The 19831-nt window shown below is 72.1% G+C and carries 15 protein-coding genes; 5 read left to right on the top strand and 10 right to left on the bottom strand.

What is annotated here, in order from left to right; translation table 11 throughout:
• Window positions 1–6: 6 nt before the first annotated feature.
• Window positions 7–1404: an NAD(P)/FAD-dependent oxidoreductase gene (locus tag FLX08_RS24360; protein WP_142621677.1), complete on the bottom strand. Its 1398-nt coding sequence runs from the start codon at window positions 1402–1404 to the stop codon at window positions 7–9.
• 197 nt (window positions 1405–1601) lie between these two features.
• On the opposite strand from FLX08_RS24360, the gene FLX08_RS24355 reads away from it, so the two are divergent.
• Window positions 1602–2678, top strand: a complete 1077-nt coding sequence (locus tag FLX08_RS24355) for a GNAT family N-acetyltransferase (protein WP_142621675.1) — start codon at window positions 1602–1604, stop codon at window positions 2676–2678.
• A gap of 70 nt (window positions 2679–2748) precedes the next feature.
• Here FLX08_RS24355 and FLX08_RS24350 read toward each other — a convergent pair whose 3' ends face one another.
• Window positions 2749–3297 (bottom strand): YciI family protein, encoded by a 549-nt coding sequence (locus FLX08_RS24350; protein ID WP_142621674.1) that lies wholly within the window; start codon window positions 3295–3297, stop codon window positions 2749–2751.
• Window positions 3298–3344: 47 nt separating this feature from the next.
• Here FLX08_RS24350 and FLX08_RS24345 point away from each other — a divergent pair, with 47 nt between their 5' ends.
• Window positions 3345–4217 carry a hypothetical protein gene (locus tag FLX08_RS24345; RefSeq protein WP_142621672.1) on the top strand — a complete coding sequence of 291 codons (873 nt, stop codon included), beginning with the start codon at window positions 3345–3347 and terminating at the stop codon, window positions 4215–4217.
• A gap of 51 nt (window positions 4218–4268) precedes the next feature.
• Here the strand turns inward: FLX08_RS24345 and pgl are convergent, their stop codons facing one another.
• The 6 genes from pgl to tkt form a co-directional block, all read right to left on the bottom strand.
• On the bottom strand, window positions 4269–5048 hold the full coding sequence (gene pgl / locus FLX08_RS24340) for a 6-phosphogluconolactonase (protein WP_142621670.1): 780 nt from the start codon (window positions 5046–5048) through the stop codon (window positions 4269–4271).
• Entirely contained in the window at window positions 5045–5965 is a 921-nt protein-coding gene (locus tag FLX08_RS24335) for a glucose-6-phosphate dehydrogenase assembly protein OpcA (RefSeq protein WP_244312858.1), read from the bottom strand. Before FLX08_RS24335 ends, pgl begins: the two co-directional genes overlap by 4 nt.
• A 49-nt stretch (window positions 5966–6014) precedes the next feature.
• Window positions 6015–7535, bottom strand: a complete 1521-nt coding sequence (gene zwf / locus FLX08_RS24330; RefSeq protein ID WP_208761632.1) for a glucose-6-phosphate dehydrogenase — start codon at window positions 7533–7535, stop codon at window positions 6015–6017.
• A 214-nt stretch (window positions 7536–7749) separates the two neighbouring features.
• Window positions 7750–9375: a glucose-6-phosphate isomerase gene (locus FLX08_RS24325; protein ID WP_142621664.1), complete on the bottom strand. Its 1626-nt coding sequence runs from the start codon at window positions 9373–9375 to the stop codon at window positions 7750–7752.
• A 7-nt stretch (window positions 9376–9382) separates the two neighbouring features.
• Entirely contained in the window at window positions 9383–10486 is a 1104-nt protein-coding gene (gene tal, locus FLX08_RS24320) for a transaldolase (RefSeq protein WP_142621662.1), read from the bottom strand.
• A gap of 10 nt (window positions 10487–10496) precedes the next feature.
• Window positions 10497–12638 (bottom strand): transketolase, encoded by a 2142-nt coding sequence (tkt, locus tag FLX08_RS24315; RefSeq protein ID WP_142621660.1) that lies wholly within the window; start codon window positions 12636–12638, stop codon window positions 10497–10499.
• Window positions 12639–12851: 213 nt separating this feature from the next.
• Between tkt and FLX08_RS24310 the strand changes: the two genes are divergently transcribed.
• Window positions 12852–13805: a heme o synthase gene (locus FLX08_RS24310; RefSeq protein WP_208761627.1), complete on the top strand. Its 954-nt coding sequence runs from the start codon at window positions 12852–12854 to the stop codon at window positions 13803–13805.
• Between the two features lie 88 nt (window positions 13806–13893).
• Here FLX08_RS24310 and FLX08_RS24305 read toward each other — a convergent pair whose 3' ends face one another.
• Window positions 13894–14895, bottom strand: coding sequence for a zinc-dependent alcohol dehydrogenase family protein (locus FLX08_RS24305; protein ID WP_142621658.1), 1002 nt, complete (start codon window positions 14893–14895; stop codon window positions 13894–13896).
• A gap of 270 nt (window positions 14896–15165) precedes the next feature.
• Window positions 15166–16716 (bottom strand): N,N-dimethylformamidase beta subunit family domain-containing protein, encoded by a 1551-nt coding sequence (locus tag FLX08_RS24300; protein WP_142621656.1) that lies wholly within the window; start codon window positions 16714–16716, stop codon window positions 15166–15168.
• A gap of 138 nt (window positions 16717–16854) precedes the next feature.
• On the opposite strand from FLX08_RS24300, the gene FLX08_RS24295 reads away from it, so the two are divergent.
• Together FLX08_RS24295 and FLX08_RS24290 are read left to right on the top strand one after the other, a co-directional pair.
• On the top strand, window positions 16855–18369 hold the full coding sequence (locus FLX08_RS24295) for a PrsW family intramembrane metalloprotease (RefSeq protein WP_142621654.1): 1515 nt from the start codon (window positions 16855–16857) through the stop codon (window positions 18367–18369).
• A gap of 206 nt (window positions 18370–18575) precedes the next feature.
• Window positions 18576–19655 carry a lytic polysaccharide monooxygenase auxiliary activity family 9 protein gene (locus tag FLX08_RS24290; protein ID WP_244312857.1) on the top strand — a complete coding sequence of 360 codons (1080 nt, stop codon included), beginning with the start codon at window positions 18576–18578 and terminating at the stop codon, window positions 19653–19655.
• The last annotated feature ends 176 nt before the right edge of the window (window positions 19656–19831 follow it).

Below are 19831 nucleotides of genomic sequence, written 5' to 3'. Positions count from 1 at the left end.
AGCCTTTCAGTGCCCGGTGATCTTGTCGGCGATCCTGGCCAGTACGGACGTCCTGGTCATGCCCCTGCGTTCGCGGGCGTCGGCCAGGCGGTAGAGACGGTACATCGAGTGGACGCCGAGCCAGCGCAGGGGCTCAGGCTCCCAGGCGCGCACCCGCCGGTCCACCCACGGCATCCGGATCAGGTCGGTGTCGCGGCGCAGCACCAGGTCGCACAGCGTGCGCCCGGCGAGGTTGGTGGTGGTCACGCCGTGACCGGTGTAGCCGCCCGCCCAGCCGAGGCCGGTCGCCCGGTCCACGTGCACGGCCGAGCACCAGTCGCGCGGCACGCCGAGCACGCCCGACCAGGCGTGTTCCACCCGCGATCCGGCGACGGCCGGGAAGAAGGAGACCAGCAGGTCCCACAGGGCGTCCACGGTCCAGTCGTGCGTGTGCCCCCGCTCGTCGACCCTCGACCCGTACAGGTAGGGCCTGCCGCGCCCGCCGAAGGCGATGCGGTCGTCGGCCGTCCGCTGGGCGTACATGTAGTAGTGCGCCATGTCGCCGAGCAGCTCGCGGCCCTGCCAGCCGAGCTCCGCCCAGAGCTCCTCGGGCAGCGGCTCCGTGACGATCATGGAGCTGTTCATGGGCAGCCAGTCGCGGTGGTGACCGGCGATGGTGGCGGTGAACCCCTCGGTGCAGCGCAGCACGTGGTCCGCCCGCACGGTGCCGTACGGCGTGACCGCCCGGCCCGGTGCGATCTCGGTGACGGGGGTCCGTTCGTAGATCTCGACGCCCAGGTCCCGTACGGCCCGCGCCAGGCCCCGGACGAGCTTGGCCGGCTGGATCCTGGCGCAGTGCGGGCTCCAGGTGGCTCCGGTGGCTCCCGCGATCCGCAGCCGGTCGTTCATCTCGTCACTGGTCAGCAGCCGGACGTCGCCGGCGTCCCAGCCCCAGGCGCGCTGGCTCGTCAGCTCCTCGCGCAGCCGCAGGCCCTGCGCCGGGCCGCGGGCGACGGTGAGCAGGCCGCCCTTGACGATGTCGGCGTCGATGCCCTCCTCGCGGGCGACGCGGATGACCTCGTCGATCGCCTCGAACATCGCGCGTTGCAGCCGCCGGGCTCCGTCCCGTCCGTGGGTCTTCGCGTACCGCTCGGGGGAACCGGCCAGCGCGCCGGTCAGCCAGCCGCCGTTGCGTCCCGACGCGCCGAACCCGGCGAACTCCTTCTCCAGCACGACGACGCGCAGTGACGGATCGGCCTTCTTCAGGTAGTAGGCGGTCCACAGTCCCGTGTAGCCCGCGCCGACCACGGCCACGTCGGCCTGCAGGTCGCCGCCCAGGGGCTGTCCGGGCGTGGGCACCCCCGGGGACCGATACCAGAAGGACACCTCACCGTTGACGAAGCCGGGAGACAGGGGAGCGGTCATGGTGCACATCCTGCTATATCCGTGCTGATCTCGCTATTCGACGACGGATGCCGTGGAGATTCAGCGGAACACATGCGGATAACCGTAGCCGTAACGTGGCACACCGACAGGAAACGATCGGCTCACCGCTGTGTAGCAAAGGTGTAACAGCGCTCCGGCACCCTGAAGACCAGCGCAACGGAGGGGAGCGGGTAGCGATGGGGTTCTTCCGGATCCGTACGACCGTGGACGAGCGGCCCGGGCGGCTGGCGTCGCTGGCGACGGCCCTGGCCGACAAGGGCGGCAACATCCTCGGCCTCTCGGTGCAGCCCGACACGGACGGCACGGTCGACGAGTTCGTCACGGACATCCCCGCCTCCCCTGAGGCCGTACGCGAGGCGCTGGAGGCCGCGGGCGGGCGGCGGGTGCGGATCGTGCCCGCCACCGCGCACGAACTGACCGACGAGCCGACGCGTACGCTGCTGCTCGCCGCCCGGCTGCGCACGGCCCCCTGGCGCCTGCCGGAGATCCTGGGCGAGCTGCTGCGCGCCGACGACGCCCGCTGGGTGTACGGCGCGAGCGCCGCGCTCGGGCGCAACGAGGACGGCGACCGGGACGAGGGGGAGGCTGTCGAACTGCCCGACCCGACGCTGCTCGTGGTGCCCGTGGCGCCCCGGCGGTCGATCCGGCTGCGCCGCTCCGGGCTCCCGTTCACCCTGACCGAGGCGGCCCGCGCCGCCGCGATGGTGAGGCTGGCACAGCCGCCGGTGGAACCGTCCGCGGCCGAGGGGCCGGTGCGGCTCGCCGACGGGGCGGAGGTGCAGGTCAAGCCGCTGACCTCGCTCTACCGCGAGGCGCTGCGCGACCTGCACGAGCGCTGCTCGCCCGAGACGCGCAGGTTCCGCTACTTCACCGCCAACCCCACCCTGCCGCCGCGTACGTTCGACCGGTTGTGCGACCGGTCCCGCGGCCAGTCGCTCGTCGCGGGCCACGACGGCCAGGTCGTGGCGCTCGCGTCGTTGATGTTCACCGCGGACCCGGGCATCGCCGAGATCGCCTTCCTCGTGGAGGACCGCTGGCAGGGCAGGGGGCTCGGCGGACGGCTGGCCCGCATGCTCCTCGCCCAGGCCAGGGACCTCGGCTTCGCCGAGGTGCGGGCGACCCTCCTCTATGACAACACGCGCATGCGCAGGCTCTTGAGCTCCCTCGGCGCGACGCTCACCCACACCGAGGATCCCGGTGTGATGGAGGCGCGTATCGCCGTGGGCGTGATGGCGACGGCAACCCCGAGCTGACGCCTCACGGGTGGTCCTCCTGGTCCGGCGTAGCTCAGGGCGCCGGACCAGGACGGATCGTCTTGGTCTGTCACCGCCGCCCGCCGAACTCCCAGTCGTGCACCTCGATGGCGGCATACCGGTCCCGCGTCAGGACGGCGCGTGCCGCGTCCGCGTCCGGCGCCCGGACCAGCGCCGCCGTACCGAGCCAGGCGGCGCCGTCGTCGGACAGCAGCGGCCCGTACGCGATCAGTTCGTCCCGGCCGGACGGCGGGACGAGGTCGGCGGCCTCCCCGGAGCCCAGGCCCAGCACCAGATATCGGTTGCCGCCGTCCCGGCCGCCGGGGAAGTCCCACATGGTGCGCCCGAGCACGTTGCGCCACCGCCGTATCATCACGTCCCGATACACACCGGCCTGATAGTTGGGCTCGTCGAAGGCGAACGCACGCGCGGCGGCGGGATCGGGAAGGTCGGCGATGTGCACACTGCCGGTGGCGACGTCGCTGACGCGGTCGAAGGTCGGGCCACGGGCGATCAGCTCCGCGTCGAAGCGGTCCATGTAGGACCAGTGAGCTTCCACCAGCTCCTCGCGCAGCGCCCCGGAGCCGGGCCGATCGCGGTGATAACAGAAGAACTCCATGCGACCCGTGCCTACCACAGGGGAACGTCAGGGGGTAGACGTGGTCTGTGGACTTCGACGAGGCGGCCGACCGGCTCTACGGCATGGTGCCCGAGGAGTTCACCGCGGCCCGCGACGCGCTGGCCAAGGAAGCGAAGGCGGCGGGGGACGCCGCCCTGGCCAAGCGGATCAGGGCGCTGCGCAAACCCACCGTCGTGGCCTGGGCGGTCAACCGGACGGCCCGGGAGCGGAGCCAGGAGCTCGGCCGCCTGCTCGACCTCGGACGGCGGCTGCGGGACGCCTGGCGGACCCAGGACGCCGATGCCCTGGCCGAGGTGGGCCGTGAACGGGCCTCGCTCGTCGCCCGTCTCGTCCGCGCCGTACGCGAGGAGGCCGAGGCGGCCGGGCATCCGCTGGCTCCGGCGGCCGACCTGGAGATCGAGCAGACCCTCGACGCGGCCGTGGTGGACGAGGAGGCGGCCGAACAGGTGCGCCGGGGCCGGCTGACCCGCCCCCTGAGCTACAGCGGCTTCACTCCCGCACCCGTCGTACGGCCCGCCCCCGAACCGGCCGCCCGCGCGAAGCCCACACCGAAGGCCGGACGCGACGAAGCGGAGCGGGAGCGGCGGGAAGCCGAGCATGAGCGCCGCGTCAAGAGCCTGGAGGAGGCCCTCGCCGAGGCCGAGCGGGCCGCGCGGGAGGCGGAGCGGGGCCGCGCCGACTGGGCGGCCGAACGGACGGAGGCCGAACGCGAGCACGAGCGGCGCACGGCCAAGGTCGAGGCGCTCACGGACAAGCTGGCCAGGGCCAAGGAGAAGCTGAAGTCGGCCGATCACCGGCTGGAGGTCGCCCGCCGCGAGGAGACGAACGCCGAACGCGCCGCCCGGTCGGCCCGCCGGCGCGCCGACCAGGCCCGCGCCGCCCTTGACGAGACCCGATAGGAACGGCCGGGCGCGGGCATCATGCCCGCGCCCGGCCGTCCTGCTGTGAACTCAGGGGGAGGCGATCCGCCCCAACGACGGCGGGATCTTGTGCGCGGCGGCGCGGTCGAGCAGGAACAGCGTGCGCTGCCGCCCGCGCGCGCCGGCGGCCGGCACCTGGAACGGTCCGGCGTCGGACAGCGCCATCCTGACCGCCTGCGCCTTCTCCTCGCCCGCCGCGATGATCCAGGTCTCCCTGGCGGCCCGCAGGGCGGGGAACGTCAGCGTCACCCGGGTCGGCGGCGGCTTGGGGGAGCCGTGCACGGCCACGACCGGCCGCTCCTCCTCGTAGACGGCCGGCTGGCCGGGGAAAAGCGAGGCCACGTGGCCGTCGGGCCCCATGCCGAGCAGCAGCACGTCGAACGAGGGAACCGGCCCGTGGTCCTCCGGCCTGGCCGCCTTGGCCAGCTCCTCCGCGTACGCGTCGGCGGCCTCCTCGGCGGTCATCCCCGAGTCGGGGCCGGGCACCGGGTGCACCCGGGCCGGGTCCACGTCGACGTGGTCGAGCAGGGCCTGACGTGCCCCGGTCTCGTTGCGCTCGGGATGACCGGCCGGCAGGAACCGCTCGTCGCCCCACCAGATGTCCAGCGCCCGCCAGTCGATGGCGTCGCGCGCCGCCGTGCCCGTGAGGGCGGCCAGCGTCGCGATGCCCACGGTGCCGCCGGTCAGCACCAGGTGCGCCGAGCCGCGGGCCGCCTGTGTGTCCACCAGCCGCGTGATGAGGCGGGCGGCCACGGCCTGGGCCAGCAGTTCGGCGTCACGGTGGACGATGACGGTGGGAACGGCGGTCACGACCCTCCCCGCCCCTTCATCTCCGCCAGGCGGTGGATCGCGTCGGCGTAGATCTCGTCGGGGTCGAGCCGGCGCAGTTCCTCTGCCAGCAGTTCCGAGGTCGGCCTGCGGGCCAGGGCGACCCGCCGGTCGGGGTGCCCGGGCCGCGACAGGGTGGCGAGCCGGGCGTCGGTCCTGCTCAACGTCAGCTCGCCGCCCTCTACGGACAGCCGCACACCGGTCAGGCCGGGGCCGGCGGTGTCGGCGATCTCGATCGGGACACCCAGCCGGTCGCACAGCCAGGCGGCCAGCAGCGACGCGCTGGGGTTGCCCCGCGCGGCCTCCACCACACCCCCGGTGACCCTCCCCACGGGCTGGTCGAAGGCGGCGGCCAGCAGGCTGCGCCACGGCGTGAGCCGGGTCCAGGCCAGGTCGGTGTCGCCGGGGACGTAGCTGGCGGCCCGCGAGGAGATCGCGGCGACCGCGTCCGGGGCCGACTTGGCGTCCAATATCCGGCGGCTGCCCAGATGCCCGATCGGGTCCTTGGCGGGAACCTCCGGGCAGTCGCCCGGCCACCACACCACCACCGGCGTGTCGGTGAGCAGCAGCGGCATGATCACCGAGTCGCCGTGCTCGGTCAGCTCGCCGTACAGCCGCAGCAGCACGACCTCACCCGGCGCCGACTCGCCCACGCGGATCTCCGCGTCCAGCCGGTTGGGCTCGGCCGGGTCGCGGTTGATCACGATCAGGATGCGCGAGGGGTGCTGGCGCGCCGCCTCGGTGGCCGCGCGCAGGGCGTCGTACTGACCCGCCTCGTCCACCACCACGACGAGGGTCAGCACCATGCCGACGGCGGGCGCGCCCATCTGGTGCCGCAGGCGGGTGAGCGTCGAAGAGATCTTCGACGCGGTCGTCTCGGTCAGGTTGAAGGTCGTCACACCGCTCTCCGCTCGTTCCACCCCGGACGCGGCGCGCCGGCAGCCGCGCTCACAGCCGCCTCCAGGCGCGTCCGTCCCTGGCCAGCATGGCGTCGGCCGAGGCGGGACCCCAGGAGCCGGACGGATACCCCTCGGGCCGGCCATGGGAGGCCCAGAACTCCTCGATCGGGTCGAGGATCATCCATGACAGCTCCACCTCCCGCTGGTGCGGGAACAGCGGCGGATCGCCGATGAGCACGTCGAGCAGCAGCCGTTCGTACGCCTCCGGGGAGGACTCCATGAACGACTCGCCGTAGGCGAAGTCCATGTTGACGTCCCTGACCTCCATGGCCGTGCCCGGCACCTTGGAGCCGAAGCGCACCGTGATGCCCTCGTCCGGCTGGACGCGGATGACCAGCGCGTTGTGCCCGAGGATCTCGGTGTCGTCCTTGCTGAACGGCAGGTGCGGCGCCTTCTGGAAGACGACGGCCACCTCGGTCATCCGCCGGCTGAGCCGCTTGCCCGTACGCAGGTAGAACGGCACTCCGGCCCACCGGCGGTTGGCCACCTCCAGCTTCACCGCGGCGTACGTCTCGGTTGTGGAGTCGGGGGAGATGCCCTGCTCCTCCAGGTAGCCGACGACGGGCTCGCCGCCCTGCCAGCCCCGCGTGTACTGGCCGCGGGCGGTGCCGGTGGCCAGGTCGGCGGGCAGCTTGACGGCCCGCAGCACCTTCTCCTTCTCCCGGCGCAGCGCGTCGGCGTCGAAGGACGTGGGGTCCTCCATCGCGACCAGCGCGAGGAGCTGGAGCAGGTGGTTCTGGATCACGTCACGGGCCGCGCCGATGCCGTCGTAGTAGCCGGCCCGGCCGCCGATGCCGATGTCCTCGGCCATCGTGATCTGGACGTGGTCGACGTAGCCGCGGTTCCAGATCGGCTCGTACAGCGTGTTGGCGAAGCGGAGCGCCAGGATGTTCTGGACGGTCTCCTTGCCGAGGTAGTGGTCGATCCGGAAGACCGAGCTCTCGGGGAACACCGCGCTGGTGATCGCGTTGAGCTCCTGGGCGCTCTTCAGGTCGTGCCCGAACGGCTTCTCGATGACGACCCGGCGCCAGGAGCCCTTGGGGGCCTTGGCCAGGTTCGTCCGCTTGAGCTGCTGGATCACGAGGGGGAAGAACTTCGGCGGGACCGAGAGGTAGAAGGCGTAGTTGCCGCCGGTGCCCCGGGTCTCGTCGATCTCCTTCAGCATCATGGCGAGGACGTCGAAGGCGCCGTCGTCGCCGAACTCACCGGGGCAGAAGTGGATGCCCTCGCTGAGCTGCTTCCAGACCTCCTCGCGGAACGGCGTCCGCGCGTGCTCCTTGACCGCCTCGTACGTGACCTGGGCGAAGTCCTCGTGCGCCCAGTCGCGGCGGGCGAAACCGACCAGGGAGAAGCCCGGGGGCAGCAGCCCCCGGTTCCCCAGGTCGTAGATCGCCGGCAGCAGCTTGCGCTTGGCGAGGTCGCCGGTGACCCCGAACAGCACGAGCACGCACGGCCCGGCGACCCGCGGCAGCCGCCGGTCGCGCGGGTCGCGCAGCGGGTTGGCCGCCATGGTCGCCTCGGTGGTCCCGGTCGTGGCGGCCTGAGCGGCGGCCAGGACCGCCCGCTCGGCGCTGGTCAGATCGTCCCCCTGCACGGCCTCCGGCGCGGCGCTGCTGGGCGCGTCCGGCGCCTGCCGGGCGTCGTCGGCGGGGGCCTGCGGCTCCTGTTGCTCCGTCATGTGTCCTCCCTGCGGACGGGCCCTTCGCCTGTAACGCATCGCATGGTCAGAGCTCCTCGGCCACGGAGAGCAGGTGCCTGACCCCGGCGACGCGATCGGTGAGGTGCAGGCGCACGGCCGGCCTGCCCCGGGACGTCAGGGCGCCCAGGTCGCCCAGCGCCTGCGCGAGCTGCAGCCTGCCCAGCGTGTAGGGCTTGCCGGGGACCTCGACGTCCTCGGTCACCGCGCCCGTGATCTGCAGGAACACGCCCGTCGCGGGCCCGCCCTTGTGGTACTGCCCAGTGGAGTGCAGGAAACGCGGGCCCCAGCCGAACGTGACCACGTGGTCGGTGCGGTAGTCGAGCAGCGCCCGCAGCGTCGCGACGTCGGCGCTCGCCCAGGTCTCGGTCATCTCCTCGAAGGACGCCTCGCCGACGACCGCCGCGTCGAACGCGGCCTCGCGGTCGAGGTACGCCATGATCGCCAGGTAGCCGCGCTCGGGGATCGCGCGCAGCAGCCAGGTGAGGACGTCGGCCAGGTCCTTCAGGTCGCCCGGCAGGTCGCCGTACACCTCGACCGGGCCGTCGGCGAGCACCGGGGTGCCGGTCGGCAGCGGGCCGTCCCCGGCCTCCTGCAGGATCCGGGTGGTGTTCTCCTTCGACTCGGCGACGTTCGGCTGGTCGAACGGGTTGATCCCGAGCACCCGGCCCGCGATCGCCGTGGCGTACTCCCAGACGAGGAACTGCGCGCCGAGCGGGCCGTCGACGGTGGTGCCGCTGTCGGGCCCGATCGTGATGAGGAACTGGTCGTCCGCCTCCGCGGCCTCGGCGCCGACGACGGGCAGGATGCCCTTGCCCTCCTTGCCGGTCGACTCGGCGATGAGCTGCTCGATCCAGTCGGGCAGGCCCGTGATGTCGGACGGCGCGTCGCGCAGGATCAGCTTGTCGCGTCCCTGCAGCGCCTGCGCGCCGAGCAGCGCGCCGAGATCCAGGCCCGGGTTGCCCTCGTCCTGCGACAGCAGCGGCGCCACCGCGGCGGCGTCGTCGAGCAGCTTGGTCACGTCGGCGCCCGCCAGGGCGCTCGGGACCAGGCCGAACGCGGTGAGCGCGCTGTAGCGGCCGCCCACGTTCGGGTCGGCGAGCACCACCGGATATCCGGCCTCGATGGCCGTACGCTCCAGCGGGGAGCCGGGGTCGGTGACGACCACGATCCGCTCGGCCGGGTCGATCCCCGCGTCGCGGAACGCCTTCTCGTAGATGCGCCGGTGGCTGTCGGTCTCGATCGTGCCGCCGCTCTTGCTCGACACCACCACGATCGTGCGGTCGAGCCGGTCGGTGAGCGCGCGCCGCACCTGGTGCGGGTCGGTCGTGTCGAGGACGGTCAGCGGCACGTCCTCGGTGGCGCAGATCACCTCGGGAGCGAGGGAGGAGCCGCCCATGCCGGCGAGCACCACGTGGTCAAGGCCCTCGGCGCGGGCCCGCTCCACCAGCTTGGCGATCTCCGGCAGCAGCGCCCGGCTGGTCTGGTGCAGCTTGAGCCAGCCCAGCCGGATCGCGGCCTCCGACTGCGCCTGCGGACCCCAGAGGGTGGGGTCGCCGGCGGCGAGGGCCGCGGGCACCCCCTCGGCCACGAGCTTTTCCTTGACCGCCTGGACGGCGTCCGCCTCGTCGCCGAGGGTCACCTCGATTGTCATCTCTAGCTCAGGCCTTCCGCAGCTCGCCGTCGACGGTTTCGAGAAGCTCGTTCCAGGACGTCTCGAACTTCTCGACGCCCTCCTCCTCCAGCACGCGGACGACGTCGTCGTAGTCGATGCCGACCTGCTTCAGCGAGGCCATGACGTCCCACGCCTGCTGGTAGAAGGGGCGGATCGTGTCGCCCGAGATCCGGCCGTGGTCGGCCGTCGCGTCCAGGGTCTTCTCCGGCATGGTGTTGACGACCCCGGCCGTGACCAGCTGCTCCACGTACAGCGTGTCGGGGTAGTCGGGGTTCTTCACGCCGGTGGAGGCCCACAGCGGGCGCTGCGGGTGCGCGCCGGCGGCGCGCAGCGCCTGCCAGCGCGGCGAGTTCATGACCTCCTCGTACGCGGCGAACGCCAGGCGGGCGTTGGCGACGCCGGCCTTGCCCTTCAGCGCGAGGGCCTCCGGCGTGCCGATCTTGTCGAGGCGCTTGTCGATCTCGGTGTCGACGCGGCTGACGAAGAACGACGCGACCGACTCGATCGTGGCCAGGTTGAGGCCGTTGGCCTTCGCCTTCTCCAGCCCGCTCAGCCAGGCGTCCATCACCTGGCGGTAGCGCTCCAGCGAGAAGATCAGCGTGACGTTGACGCTGATGCCCTCGGAGATGGCCTGGGTGATCGCCGGCAGGCCCTCGACGGTCGCCGGGATCTTGATGTGCACGTTGGGCCGGTCGACCAGCCACCACAGCGCGCGGGCCTCGGCGATCGTCGCCTCGGTCTTGCGGGCCAGGCGCGGGTCCACCTCGATCGACACGCGCCCGTCGACGCCGTGGGTGGCGTCGAAGACCGGCCGCAGCACGTCGGCCGCCCAGCGGATGTCGAACGTGGTGATCGCCCGCACGGCCTCCTCGACCGACACGCCGCGGATGGCGAGGTCGCGCAGTTGCGCGTCGTAGGCGTCGCCCTTGCTCAGCGCGGAGGCGAAGATCGTGGGGTTGGACGTGACTCCCGTCACGTACTTGTCGCGGATCAGGGCGGCGAGGTTGCCGGAGCGCAGCCGCTCCCGGCTGATGTCGTCGAGCCAGATGGAGACTCCGGCGTCCGTCAGCCGCTTCAGATTCTCATTCATCCTTCGTCCCTCAGTTTCCGGTCGTCTCGCCCTTGTCGGCGCCCGTCTTGGCCAGGCTGGCCTTGGCGGCGGCGACGACGCGGTCGGCGGTGAGGCCGAACTGCTCGTAGATCGTCTTGTACGGCGCGGACGCGCCGAAGTGCTCGAGCCCCAGGACCTCGCCCGCATCTCCCACGAACTCGCGCCAGCCCATCGTGATTCCCGCCTCGACCGCGACCCGGGCCTTGACGGCGGGGGGCAGCACGATCTGCTTGTAGGCGGCGTCCTGCTCCCGGAACCACTCCACGCACGGCATCGAGACCACGCGGGTCGGAATGCCCTGCGACTCCAGGATCGTGCGGGCCTCGACGGCGAGCTGGACCTCGCTGCCGGTGCCGATGATCACGACCGCGGGCTGGCCGTTGGACGCGTCCTGCAGGACGTAGCCGCCCCGCGCGACGGCGTCCGGGTCGCCCGTGCCGTCGAGGGTGGGGACGTTCTGCCGGGTCAGGGCGAGGCCCGCCGGGCGGTCGTTGTGCTCAAGGACGGTCTTCCACGCGGCCGCCGTCTCGTTGGCGTCGGCCGGGCGGACGACGTCCAGGCCGGGGATCGCGCGCAGCGCCCACAGGTGCTCGATCGGCTGGTGGGTCGGGCCGTCCTCGCCGAGACCGATCGAGTCGTGCGTCCAGACGTAGGTCACCGGCAGTTTCATCAGCGCGGCGAGCCGCACCGACGGGCGCATGTAGTCGCTGAACACCAGGAAGGTGCCGCCGTAGGGGCGGGTGCCGTTGTGCAGCGCGATGCCGTTCAGGATCGCGCCCATGCCGTGCTCGCGGATGCCGAAGTGCAGCGTGCGGCCGTACCGGTTGCCGGGGAACTCCCTGGTCTGGTACTCGTCCGGAATGAAGGACGGCTCGCCCTTCATCGTGGTGTTGTTGGACTCCGCGAGGTCGGCCGAGCCGCCCCACAGCTCCGGCAGCACCGGCGCGAGCGCGTTCAGCACCTCGCCGGACGCCTTGCGGGTGGCGACCTGCGAGCCGATCTCGAACGACGGCAGCGCCTTGTCCCAGCCCTCCGGCAGCTTGCGCTTGGAGATCCGGTCGAACAGCTCCGCCCGCTCGGGGTTGGCCTCGCGCCAGCTCTGGTAGCCCTTGTTCCACTCGGCGCGCAGGGCCCGGCCGCGCTGGACGACCTCACGCGCGTGGCCGAGCACCTCGGCGGGGACGTCGAAGCTCTTGCCGGGGTCCATGCCGAGGACGCGCTTGGTCGCGGCGACCTCGTCGGCGCCCAGGGCCGAGCCGTGGATCTTGCCGGTGTTCTGCTTGTTCGGCGCCGGCCAGCCGATGATCGTGCGGAGCTTGATGAAGGTCGGCCGCTCGGTCTCGGCGCGGGCCGCCTCGAGCGCGGCGTACAGCTCCTGGACGTCTTCCTTGTACTCGCCCGTCTTGGTCCAGTCGACCTCCAGGACGTGCCAGCCGTACGCCTCGTAGCGCTTGGCGATGTCCTCGGACAGGGCGATCTGGGTGTCGTCCTCGATGGAGATGTGGTTGGAGTCGAAGATCACGGCCAGGTTGCCGAGCTTCTGGTGACCCGCGATGGCGCTGACCTCGTGGCTGATGCCCTCCTCGAGGTCGCCCTCTGAGGCGAAGCACCAGATCATGTGGTCGAACGGCGAGGCGCCGGGCGCGGCGTCCGGGTCGAACAGGCCGCGCTCGCGGCGGGCCGCCATGGCCATGCCGACCGCGTTGCCGACGCCCTGGCCGAGCGGACCGGTCGTGGTCTCCACGCCGGCCGTGTGCCCGTACTCGGGGTGGCCCGGGGTGAGGCTGCCCCACTGCCGGAGCGCCTTGAGGTCGTCCAGGGTCAGGCCGTAGCCGGACAGGTAGAGCTGAATGTAGAGCGTCAGGCTCGAATGCCCGCAGGAAAGGACGAACCTGTCTCGTCCCACCCACTTGGGATCCGAGGGGTCATGACGCAGGACCCGCTGGAAAAGGAGGTAGGCAGCGGGGGCGAGGCTCATCGCGGTGCCGGGGTGACCCGAGCCCGCTTTCTCCACGGCGTCCATCGCCAGGGCTCGCACGACGTCGACCGCCTGCCGGTCAAGATCACTCCACTCAAGGCTTGCGCTGCTCAACTGCTCGATCCCCTCTTGTTTTCGCGCCGGTTCTGGCATTTCCCGCCCACAGGGGACCCTAACGGGTTCCTCGTAATACCGTTTGGTAGCCACCTCGGTAACGGCACCCGCGGCTTCGGCCCCGGTTCGGGGACCACCTGCGGTGGCGACTACAGTGATTGACCAAGTGCCGGCTGCCGCCCGGAGACAGGCTGCCCGGAGATCCGCCCTAATCAGAGGTTACGCGTTGACCCCGCACGTGTTGGAAGCGCCTTGACGGTCCTGACGAACAAGCAGACGGTGACCCCGCTCGGGTCCACCGCGACGGCCACGGCTCCCCGCTCCATCGGGGCGCTCGTGAAGGCCTACGTGGCGCTCACCAAGCCCCGGATCATCGAGCTGCTGCTGATCACGACCCTGCCGGTCATGTTCCTCGCGGCGCATGGCCTGCCCGACCTGTGGACCGCCACCGCCACCATGGTGTTCGGCACCCTGTCGGCGGGCAGCGCGAACGTCCTGAACTGCTACATCGACCGCGACATCGACCGGACGATGCGGCGCACCCGCAGGCGTCCGCTCGCCAAGCACGACGTGTCGCCGGCGGGCGCGCTGGTCTTCGGTGTGATTCTCGGCACTCTTTCCACGCTCGGGCTCGCCCTCACGGTCAACGGGCTGGCCGCGGTGCTGTCGCTGGGCGCGATCCTGTTCTACGTCTTCGTCTACTCGCTGGTGCTCAAGCGGCGTACGTCGCAGAACATCGTGTGGGGCGGCATCGCCGGCTGCATGCCGGTGCTGATCGGCTGGGCCGGCATCACCGGCACGCTGTCGTGGGCCCCGGTCGTGCTGTTCGGCGTGGTGTTCTTCTGGACGCCGCCGCACACCTGGACGCTCGCCATGCGCTACCGCGAGGACTACGCGGCGGCCGACGTGCCCATGCTCCCGGTGGTCACCACCGAGCGCCGCGTCGTCCAGCAGGTCGTCGCCTACACCTGGGCCACCGTGCTGTGCTCGCTGCTGCTGTGGCCGATCGCCGGCACCTCCCTGCTCTACCCGGCGGCGGCGCTCGCGCTCGGCGCGGTCTGCCTGGTGGAGGTCTACCGCCTGCTCGGCCGGGTGAACGCCGGCAAGACCGGCGTCGACCTGCGCCCGATGCGGTTCTTCCACTGGTCGAACATTTACCTGGCGCTGCTGTTCCTCGCCGTCGCGATCGACTCCCTGGTCGCCTGATCCACTCAGAAGGTCCCGTCCGAGAGGAGTTCGGACGGGACCTTTTCTTCGTATCGATTTCCGGTGCGGCGCGGCCGGGCGTGTCCGGTCAGATGGTGATGACGACCTTGCCGAACGCCTTACCCGAGGCGTAATGGCGATAGGCGTCGTGGGCCTGCTCGAAGGGGAACGCGCGGTCGATGACCGGGCGAAGGCCGTTGACCTCGATGGCTCGGTTCATGGCGAGGAACTGGGCGCGGCTGCCGACCGCGACGGCGCGCACGGTGGCGCCGGAGGCGAAGAGCGTGCGCGTGTCGACCGGGAGCGCGGTGCCGGAGACGAAGCCCACGCACGCGACGTGGCCTGCCATCGCCACCGCCTTGAGGGACTGTTCCAGCAGGCCGGCGACGTCGATGACGCGGTCGGCGCCCCGTCCGCCGGTGAGTTCCCTGACCCTCGCCGGCCAGTCGGGGACGGCCCGGTAGTCGATGACCTCGTCCGCGCCGAGATCGCGCAGGCGGGCCGCCTTCCCGGGCCCGCTGGTGGTGGCGATCACCCGGGCGCCGAGCGTCTTGGCGAACTGCAGGGCGAACAGCGACACCCCGCCCGATCCCTGCGTCACCACGGTCTGGCCCGGACGCAGACCGTCCGCGCCGGTCACCGCGTTCCAGGCGGTGACCGCGGCGCACGGGAGCGTCGCCGCCTCCTCGTAGGACAGGTGAGCGGGGGCCGGCACCAGGGCCTCCTGGTCGACCACCGCGCGTTCGGTGAGCATGCCGTCCAGCGAGCCGCCGCGCTGCGGCAGGTGCTCGATGCCGAACGGGCCGTCCTGCCAGCTCGGGAAGAGGGTGGCGGCGACTCGTTCGCCGATCCGCCGGGAGTCGACCCCGGGTCCGACCGACACGATGTCGCCGGCCCCGTCGGATATCGGAACCACGTCCGGCTTCACCGGCAGGACGTAGTCGCCGCGGGCGATCATCAGTTCCCGGAAGCTCAGAGACGCGGCGCGTACGGCGACGACGACCTGACCGGCGCCGGGGACCGGGTCGGGGTGGTCTCTGATCGTCAGGCCCGAGAGCCCGGCGCCGCTGTCGAGGTGGTAGCTGCGCACGTCAGACCCGGGCCTCGGAGTCGGTGGCGAGCGGGACGGGGTCGGGGTCGTGGTGGACGAACGCGTGGTTGAAGCGGTCGATGACCTCGGCCGTGGACGATTGCGGCACTTCGGGCTCCTGAAGGAGAGATAGAACGTTCGGTCTAATCTTTATATCGACCGATCGATCTACTCGTCAACGGGGAGGCCCGCGGCAGCCTCCCGGCGACGCCGTGCGCCGGGTGGGGGAAGACGGCGAGGGAAGAGGGCCGTTCGTGACGTGCCGGAGCGTCAGGCGCGGTAGGTGCGGCGGACGTTGTCGTCGGGGACGGGCAGGCGCTCGGCGGCGGGTCCTTCGGCGAAGCCCTTGAGCAGGTTGCTCGTCGTGGCCGTGACGAAGGCCCGCGTACGCGCGTCGATGCCGTGCGCCCGCGGCAGGTCGCGGGTGCGTGCCATGAGCGTCTCGGCCCACCGCATGGTGCCCGAGGCGAACACCCCGGCCCCGCTCTCGGCCGTGTAGTAGGCGGCGTCGGAGAAACTGGGCCGCCCCACGCAGGTCACCGGCGAGTGGGCGAGGATCTGCAGCGGCCTGGGCGTCGGCACGTCCGTGTTCACCCGGTCGTACTCCACGCCCACGAGGTGGGGGAACGCGTCGCCGCGGCGCACACCGGTGCCCGCGAAGATCCAGTGGCGGGGCTCGTGCACGACGAACGGCGCGTCCACCGGATAGCCGTCGTAGTAGACCCCGATGAGCGACGACTCGGGATCGGCCTTCGGCGCCGCCCGGAAGTCGGTCGTCGCCACCGCCGGACGGGTGCGGACCAGCGGGTCGCGGTCCACCGCGGTCTTGTAGCAGACCACCGTCCGGCCCTCGTCCTCCAGCCGGACGCGGCGGTAGCAGGTGTTGGCGCCCAGGAAGGCCAGGTTGACGCCCGCGTCGCGGGCCTTGGTCACCGTGCGGCGCACCCCGGGCGTCCAGTATTCGTCGTGCCCGAGGAAGATCACCGCGGCGGCGCCGGTGAGCACGTCGTCGCCGGCCTCCAGGTCGCCGCCCGTCGTGTACGCCAGGGGCAGGCCGAGCCGTTCGGCCAGCGCCACCACCGGCCGCTCGTGGATGAGGAACTTCTCCATCCCGGTGCTGTCGTAGGGCCGGTCGAAGCTGACCGCGAGCGAGCGGCTCTCGTAGCGGCCGTCCTCGCCGTAGTAGAGGCTGTAGCCGCCCCACCGGTTGTACGCCTGCCAGGTGGGGGTGGCATGCACCAGGACCGTGCGGCCGGCCCCGGAGGCCGAGCGCACGACCAGCGGCACGTACCGCTGATAGCCGTGCTCGGTGTCCAGGCGCAGCAGATAGGCCCCCTCGGGCCAGCCCTCCGTGGACACGGTCAGGGAGCGCCGCCACCCGGCCTGCACGGTGCGGGTGTCGCCGACGAGCCGTCCGCGGCCCTGGTCGCGCCCCTTCAGCCAGCCGGAACGCCACACCCGCCGGGCGAGCGTGCCGCCATACCAGCCCATCCGGTAGGCCGTGACCCGATAGCGGCCCTCGGTGGTGGAGACGTGCAGCCCGAACGACTCCCCGGGCAGCACGCTCGCGCGGTCGCCGTAGCCCTCGATCGCCTCGTCGGGGCCGCGCCTGCGCACCCGCCAGTCCGGGTCGCCGGGCAGCAGCCGTTCCGCCGCCGGCTTACTTGACGGCGACGGGGAGGCGGATGAGGGCGACGGGGAAGCGGGCGCGGAGCCTTCCCGGGCCCCGGGCGCGCATGCGGCGACCGAGCCCACGGCGGCGGCGCACGCGATGCGGAGGAAACCGCGTCGTCCGAGCCCGTCTGGTGGTGCGACATCCATGATCGCCCATTCTGCCCGGAACCGGCGCGTGCTCAGGACGGGGCGCGCCCGCGCGACAGTCGCCTCGGCACGGAATGCGTGGGGATCTTTTGAGGGCCGAGGAGGACCCCGGCGGCCGTGGTCGGTTACAGTCGCACAGTGGCAGGCCTCGACCCCCGCGCCGTTCTCAGGGAGCGTCCGTCCATCGGCCTCATCGTGGGTCTGGTCGTCGCCGGAATCTGCGCTCTCGTGTCGTTCTCCTTCGACATCATCAACGGGGAGCCGGTCCAGTTCTTCATCGCGCTCGGGCTCGCCGTGGCCCCCGTGCCGCTGCTGCTCGCGGGCGTGCTCGCCCTCGACCGCATGGAACCGGAGCCGCGCAACAACCTGATCTTCGCGTTCGCCTGGGGCGCCGGCATCGCCGTGCTGCTCGCCGGCGTGCTCAACTCGCTCAACCTCGTCTACGTGGCCCATCAGGTCGGGGACACGACCAGCGCGCGCAACCTCGTCGCCACGTTCGGCGCCCCTCCCGTGGAGGAGACGGCCAAGGGGCTGGTCCTGCTCGGGCTGCTGTGGTTCCGGCGGCAGGAGCTGGACGGGCCCACCGACGGCATCATCTACGCCAGCATGGTCGGGCTCGGCTTCGCCATGTCGGAGAACGTCAGCTACTACCTGGCCGCCCTGGAGGAGAACGGCGCGCAGGGCCTGGCCGCGACGCTCGTGCTGCGGGCCGTGCTGTCGCCGTTCGCGCATCCGCTGTTCACGTCCCTGATCGGCATCGCGGTGGCGTACGCCGCGCAGCGCGGGGGCGCGGTGGGGATCGTCGTGATCGTCATCGGGTGGATCGGGGCCATGCTGCTGCACGGCCTCTGGAACGGCTTCGCCTCCTTCGCCGGGCTCGGCGGGCTCGCCATCGCCTACCTGCTGCTGATGATCCTGCTCGTCGTCGAGCTCGTCGTGATCTTCCGGGACAGACGGCGGATCGTCGGCCTGATCCAGCACTACCTGCCGCCGTACGAGCGCAACGGGCTGATCAACCAGGCCGACATCTTCATGCTGTCGTCGCTGCGCCGGCGGCGGCAGGCCCGGGCGTGGGCCAAGGCCCACGGCGGAAGGGCCGGAGCACGGGCGATGATCGACTATCAGATCGCCTCCACCGAGCTCGGGCTGCTGCACGCCCGCGCGGCCCGGGGCGGGGTGGACGAGGAGACCTTCCGCGCCCAGCAGCGGTCGCTCGCGGACCTCATGGCCTACGCGCGGCTGTCGTTCCCGCTGCCGCAGCGCCACCAGGCGAACGCCGCGCGGGGCGTGCCTCCGCCGGGGTACGCGCCGGGCGCCCCGACCGCGGGCCGGTGGCCCGGCGGCGGCCAAGCCGTGCCGCCCTGGTATGGGCCGCAACAGGGTGGGCGGCCACCGGGCGGGCCGGGAAACCGGCAGCACCCGGGCGGGCAGGGGTACGGTCCTCCGCCGGGAGGGCCGCCTCCCGGATACGGGCCCCCGGGCGGTCCCGGGCAGCCACAGGGTCCGCCACAGGGCCCGCATCAGGGCCCGCATCAGGGCCCGTCGCAGCATCCACCCCAGGGCCCGCCACCACAAGGGCCGCCACCACAGGGCCCGCCGCAGTGGCCGCGACAGGGCGGCCCGGGCCCTGCACCCGGAGACCCCCGGCGCTGACTCCGCCCGGCGGCGGCCGGGGCAAGATCGGGACCTCTTGGCCCGGGCGGCCCGGGCGTGTTTCAATCACTGTGCGCGGTGGCCACTTGATGGGTGGGCTCCAGGAGGGCGTGCGGCGATGCCGCATGCGTTCTTCTCGTACGACAGCCCCCTGACGGCGCGACCTTCCCCCGAGGGCGTGCCCGCCCATCATGAGGAGAACTTCAGTGCAATCCCCGCGTTTGAGATCGCTGTCCCTGAGATCCGGGCGCAAACTCGCGGTGCTCGCCGCGGTGGCGGCCGTTCTCGCCGCCCTCGTCGCGGTCCTGACGCAGACCGCGGCCGAGGCGCACGGCGCCCTGCAGGCCCCCGCGAGCCGCACGTACGCGTGCTACACCGACGGCCTCACCGGCGGCCAGATCATCCCCGACAACCCTGCCTGCAAGGACGCCGTGGCGGCCGGCGGCACCCAGCCCCTCTACGACTGGTATGGCGTGCTCCGCTCCGACGGCGGCGGCCGCACCCGGGGCTTCATCCCCGACGGCCAGCTGTGCAGCGGCGGTTTCAGCAAGTACGCCGCCTACGACGCGCCCAGGACCGACTGGCCGACCACCACGCTGAAGGCGAACAGCATGTACGACTTCGTCTACGGCGCGTGGGTGCCGCACCCCGGCGGCTTCAAGCTCTACGTGACCAAGGACGGCTGGGACCCGACCAAGCCGCTCACCTGGGACGACATGGAGGAGCAGCCGTTCCTCACGGTCGACCCCGAGCCCGCGGTCAGCAACGGCGCCTACCGCTTCTCCGGCAAGCTGCCCGACAAGAGCGGCCGGCACATCATCTACGCGGTCTGGTATCGCTCGGACAGCCAGGAGACCTTCTACGGCTGCTCGGACGTGAACTTCCTCCGCGACGGCGCCTCGCCGAGCCCCTCGCCGAGCGCCTCACCCACCGGGAACCCGTCGCCGAGCCCCTCGCCGAGCCCCTCGGCCTCCCCGACGGCCGGGAACCCGGCCTGCACCGCCACGGTGAAGCTCACCAACACCTGGCAGGGCGGCTTCCAGGGCGAGGTCACCATCAAGAACACCGGCACGGGACCGCTCAACGGCTGGTACGTGCAGTGGCAGATGTCGAACGGCGCGACGATCACCCAGGCGTGGAACGGCACGTCCATGCAGAGCGGGCCGTTCGCGATGATCCACGCTCCGGAGTGGAACTCCTCGCTGGCCCCGGGGGCCTCGGCCACGGCCGGGTTCCTCGGCAGCGGGTCGGCCACGCCGGCGATCAGCGACATCGGCTGCGGCTGAGCGGAGCCTGATCGCGCCCGGCTCGACGGCCCGGCGCCGGAGTGAGTCAGCGGGAGACGCCCGGGAAGCCGTCACGGCGGCTTCCCGGGCGTTGCGCGATGGGTGGGCGGAGGAGGATCCGCTCGTACCCGCGGTGCGATAGCCACTGTGGGGTGTGGCCTCACCTCCCTCAGGGG

Origin of the sequence: Microbispora hainanensis, assembly GCF_006874475.1 — a bacterium.
In the GTDB taxonomy this organism is placed as follows: Bacteria; Actinomycetota; Actinomycetes; order Streptosporangiales; family Streptosporangiaceae; genus Microbispora; species Microbispora hainanensis.
This window is presented reverse-complemented; position numbering and strand designations above follow the sequence as displayed.

Bases quoted from the DNA above. Each gene is read 5' to 3' on its own strand.
- FLX08_RS24360 (WP_142621677.1), bottom strand. From the start codon at position 1,404: ATGACCGCTCCCCTGTCTCCCGGCTTCGTCAACGGTGAGGTGTCCTTC.
- FLX08_RS24355 (WP_142621675.1), top strand. From the start codon at position 1,602: ATGGGGTTCTTCCGGATCCGTACGACCGTGGACGAGCGGCCCGGGCGG.
- FLX08_RS24350 (WP_142621674.1), bottom strand. From the start codon at position 3,297: ATGGAGTTCTTCTGTTATCACCGCGATCGGCCCGGCTCCGGGGCGCTG.
- zwf (WP_208761632.1), bottom strand. From the start codon at position 7,535: ATGGCGGCCAACCCGCTGCGCGACCCGCGCGACCGGCGGCTGCCGCGG.
- FLX08_RS24325 (WP_142621664.1), bottom strand. From the start codon at position 9,375: ATGACAATCGAGGTGACCCTCGGCGACGAGGCGGACGCCGTCCAGGCG.
- tal (WP_142621662.1), bottom strand. From the start codon at position 10,486: ATGAATGAGAATCTGAAGCGGCTGACGGACGCCGGAGTCTCCATCTGG.
- tkt (WP_142621660.1), bottom strand. From the start codon at position 12,638: ATGCCAGAACCGGCGCGAAAACAAGAGGGGATCGAGCAGTTGAGCAGC.
- FLX08_RS24300 (WP_142621656.1), bottom strand. From the start codon at position 16,716: ATGGATGTCGCACCACCAGACGGGCTCGGACGACGCGGTTTCCTCCGC.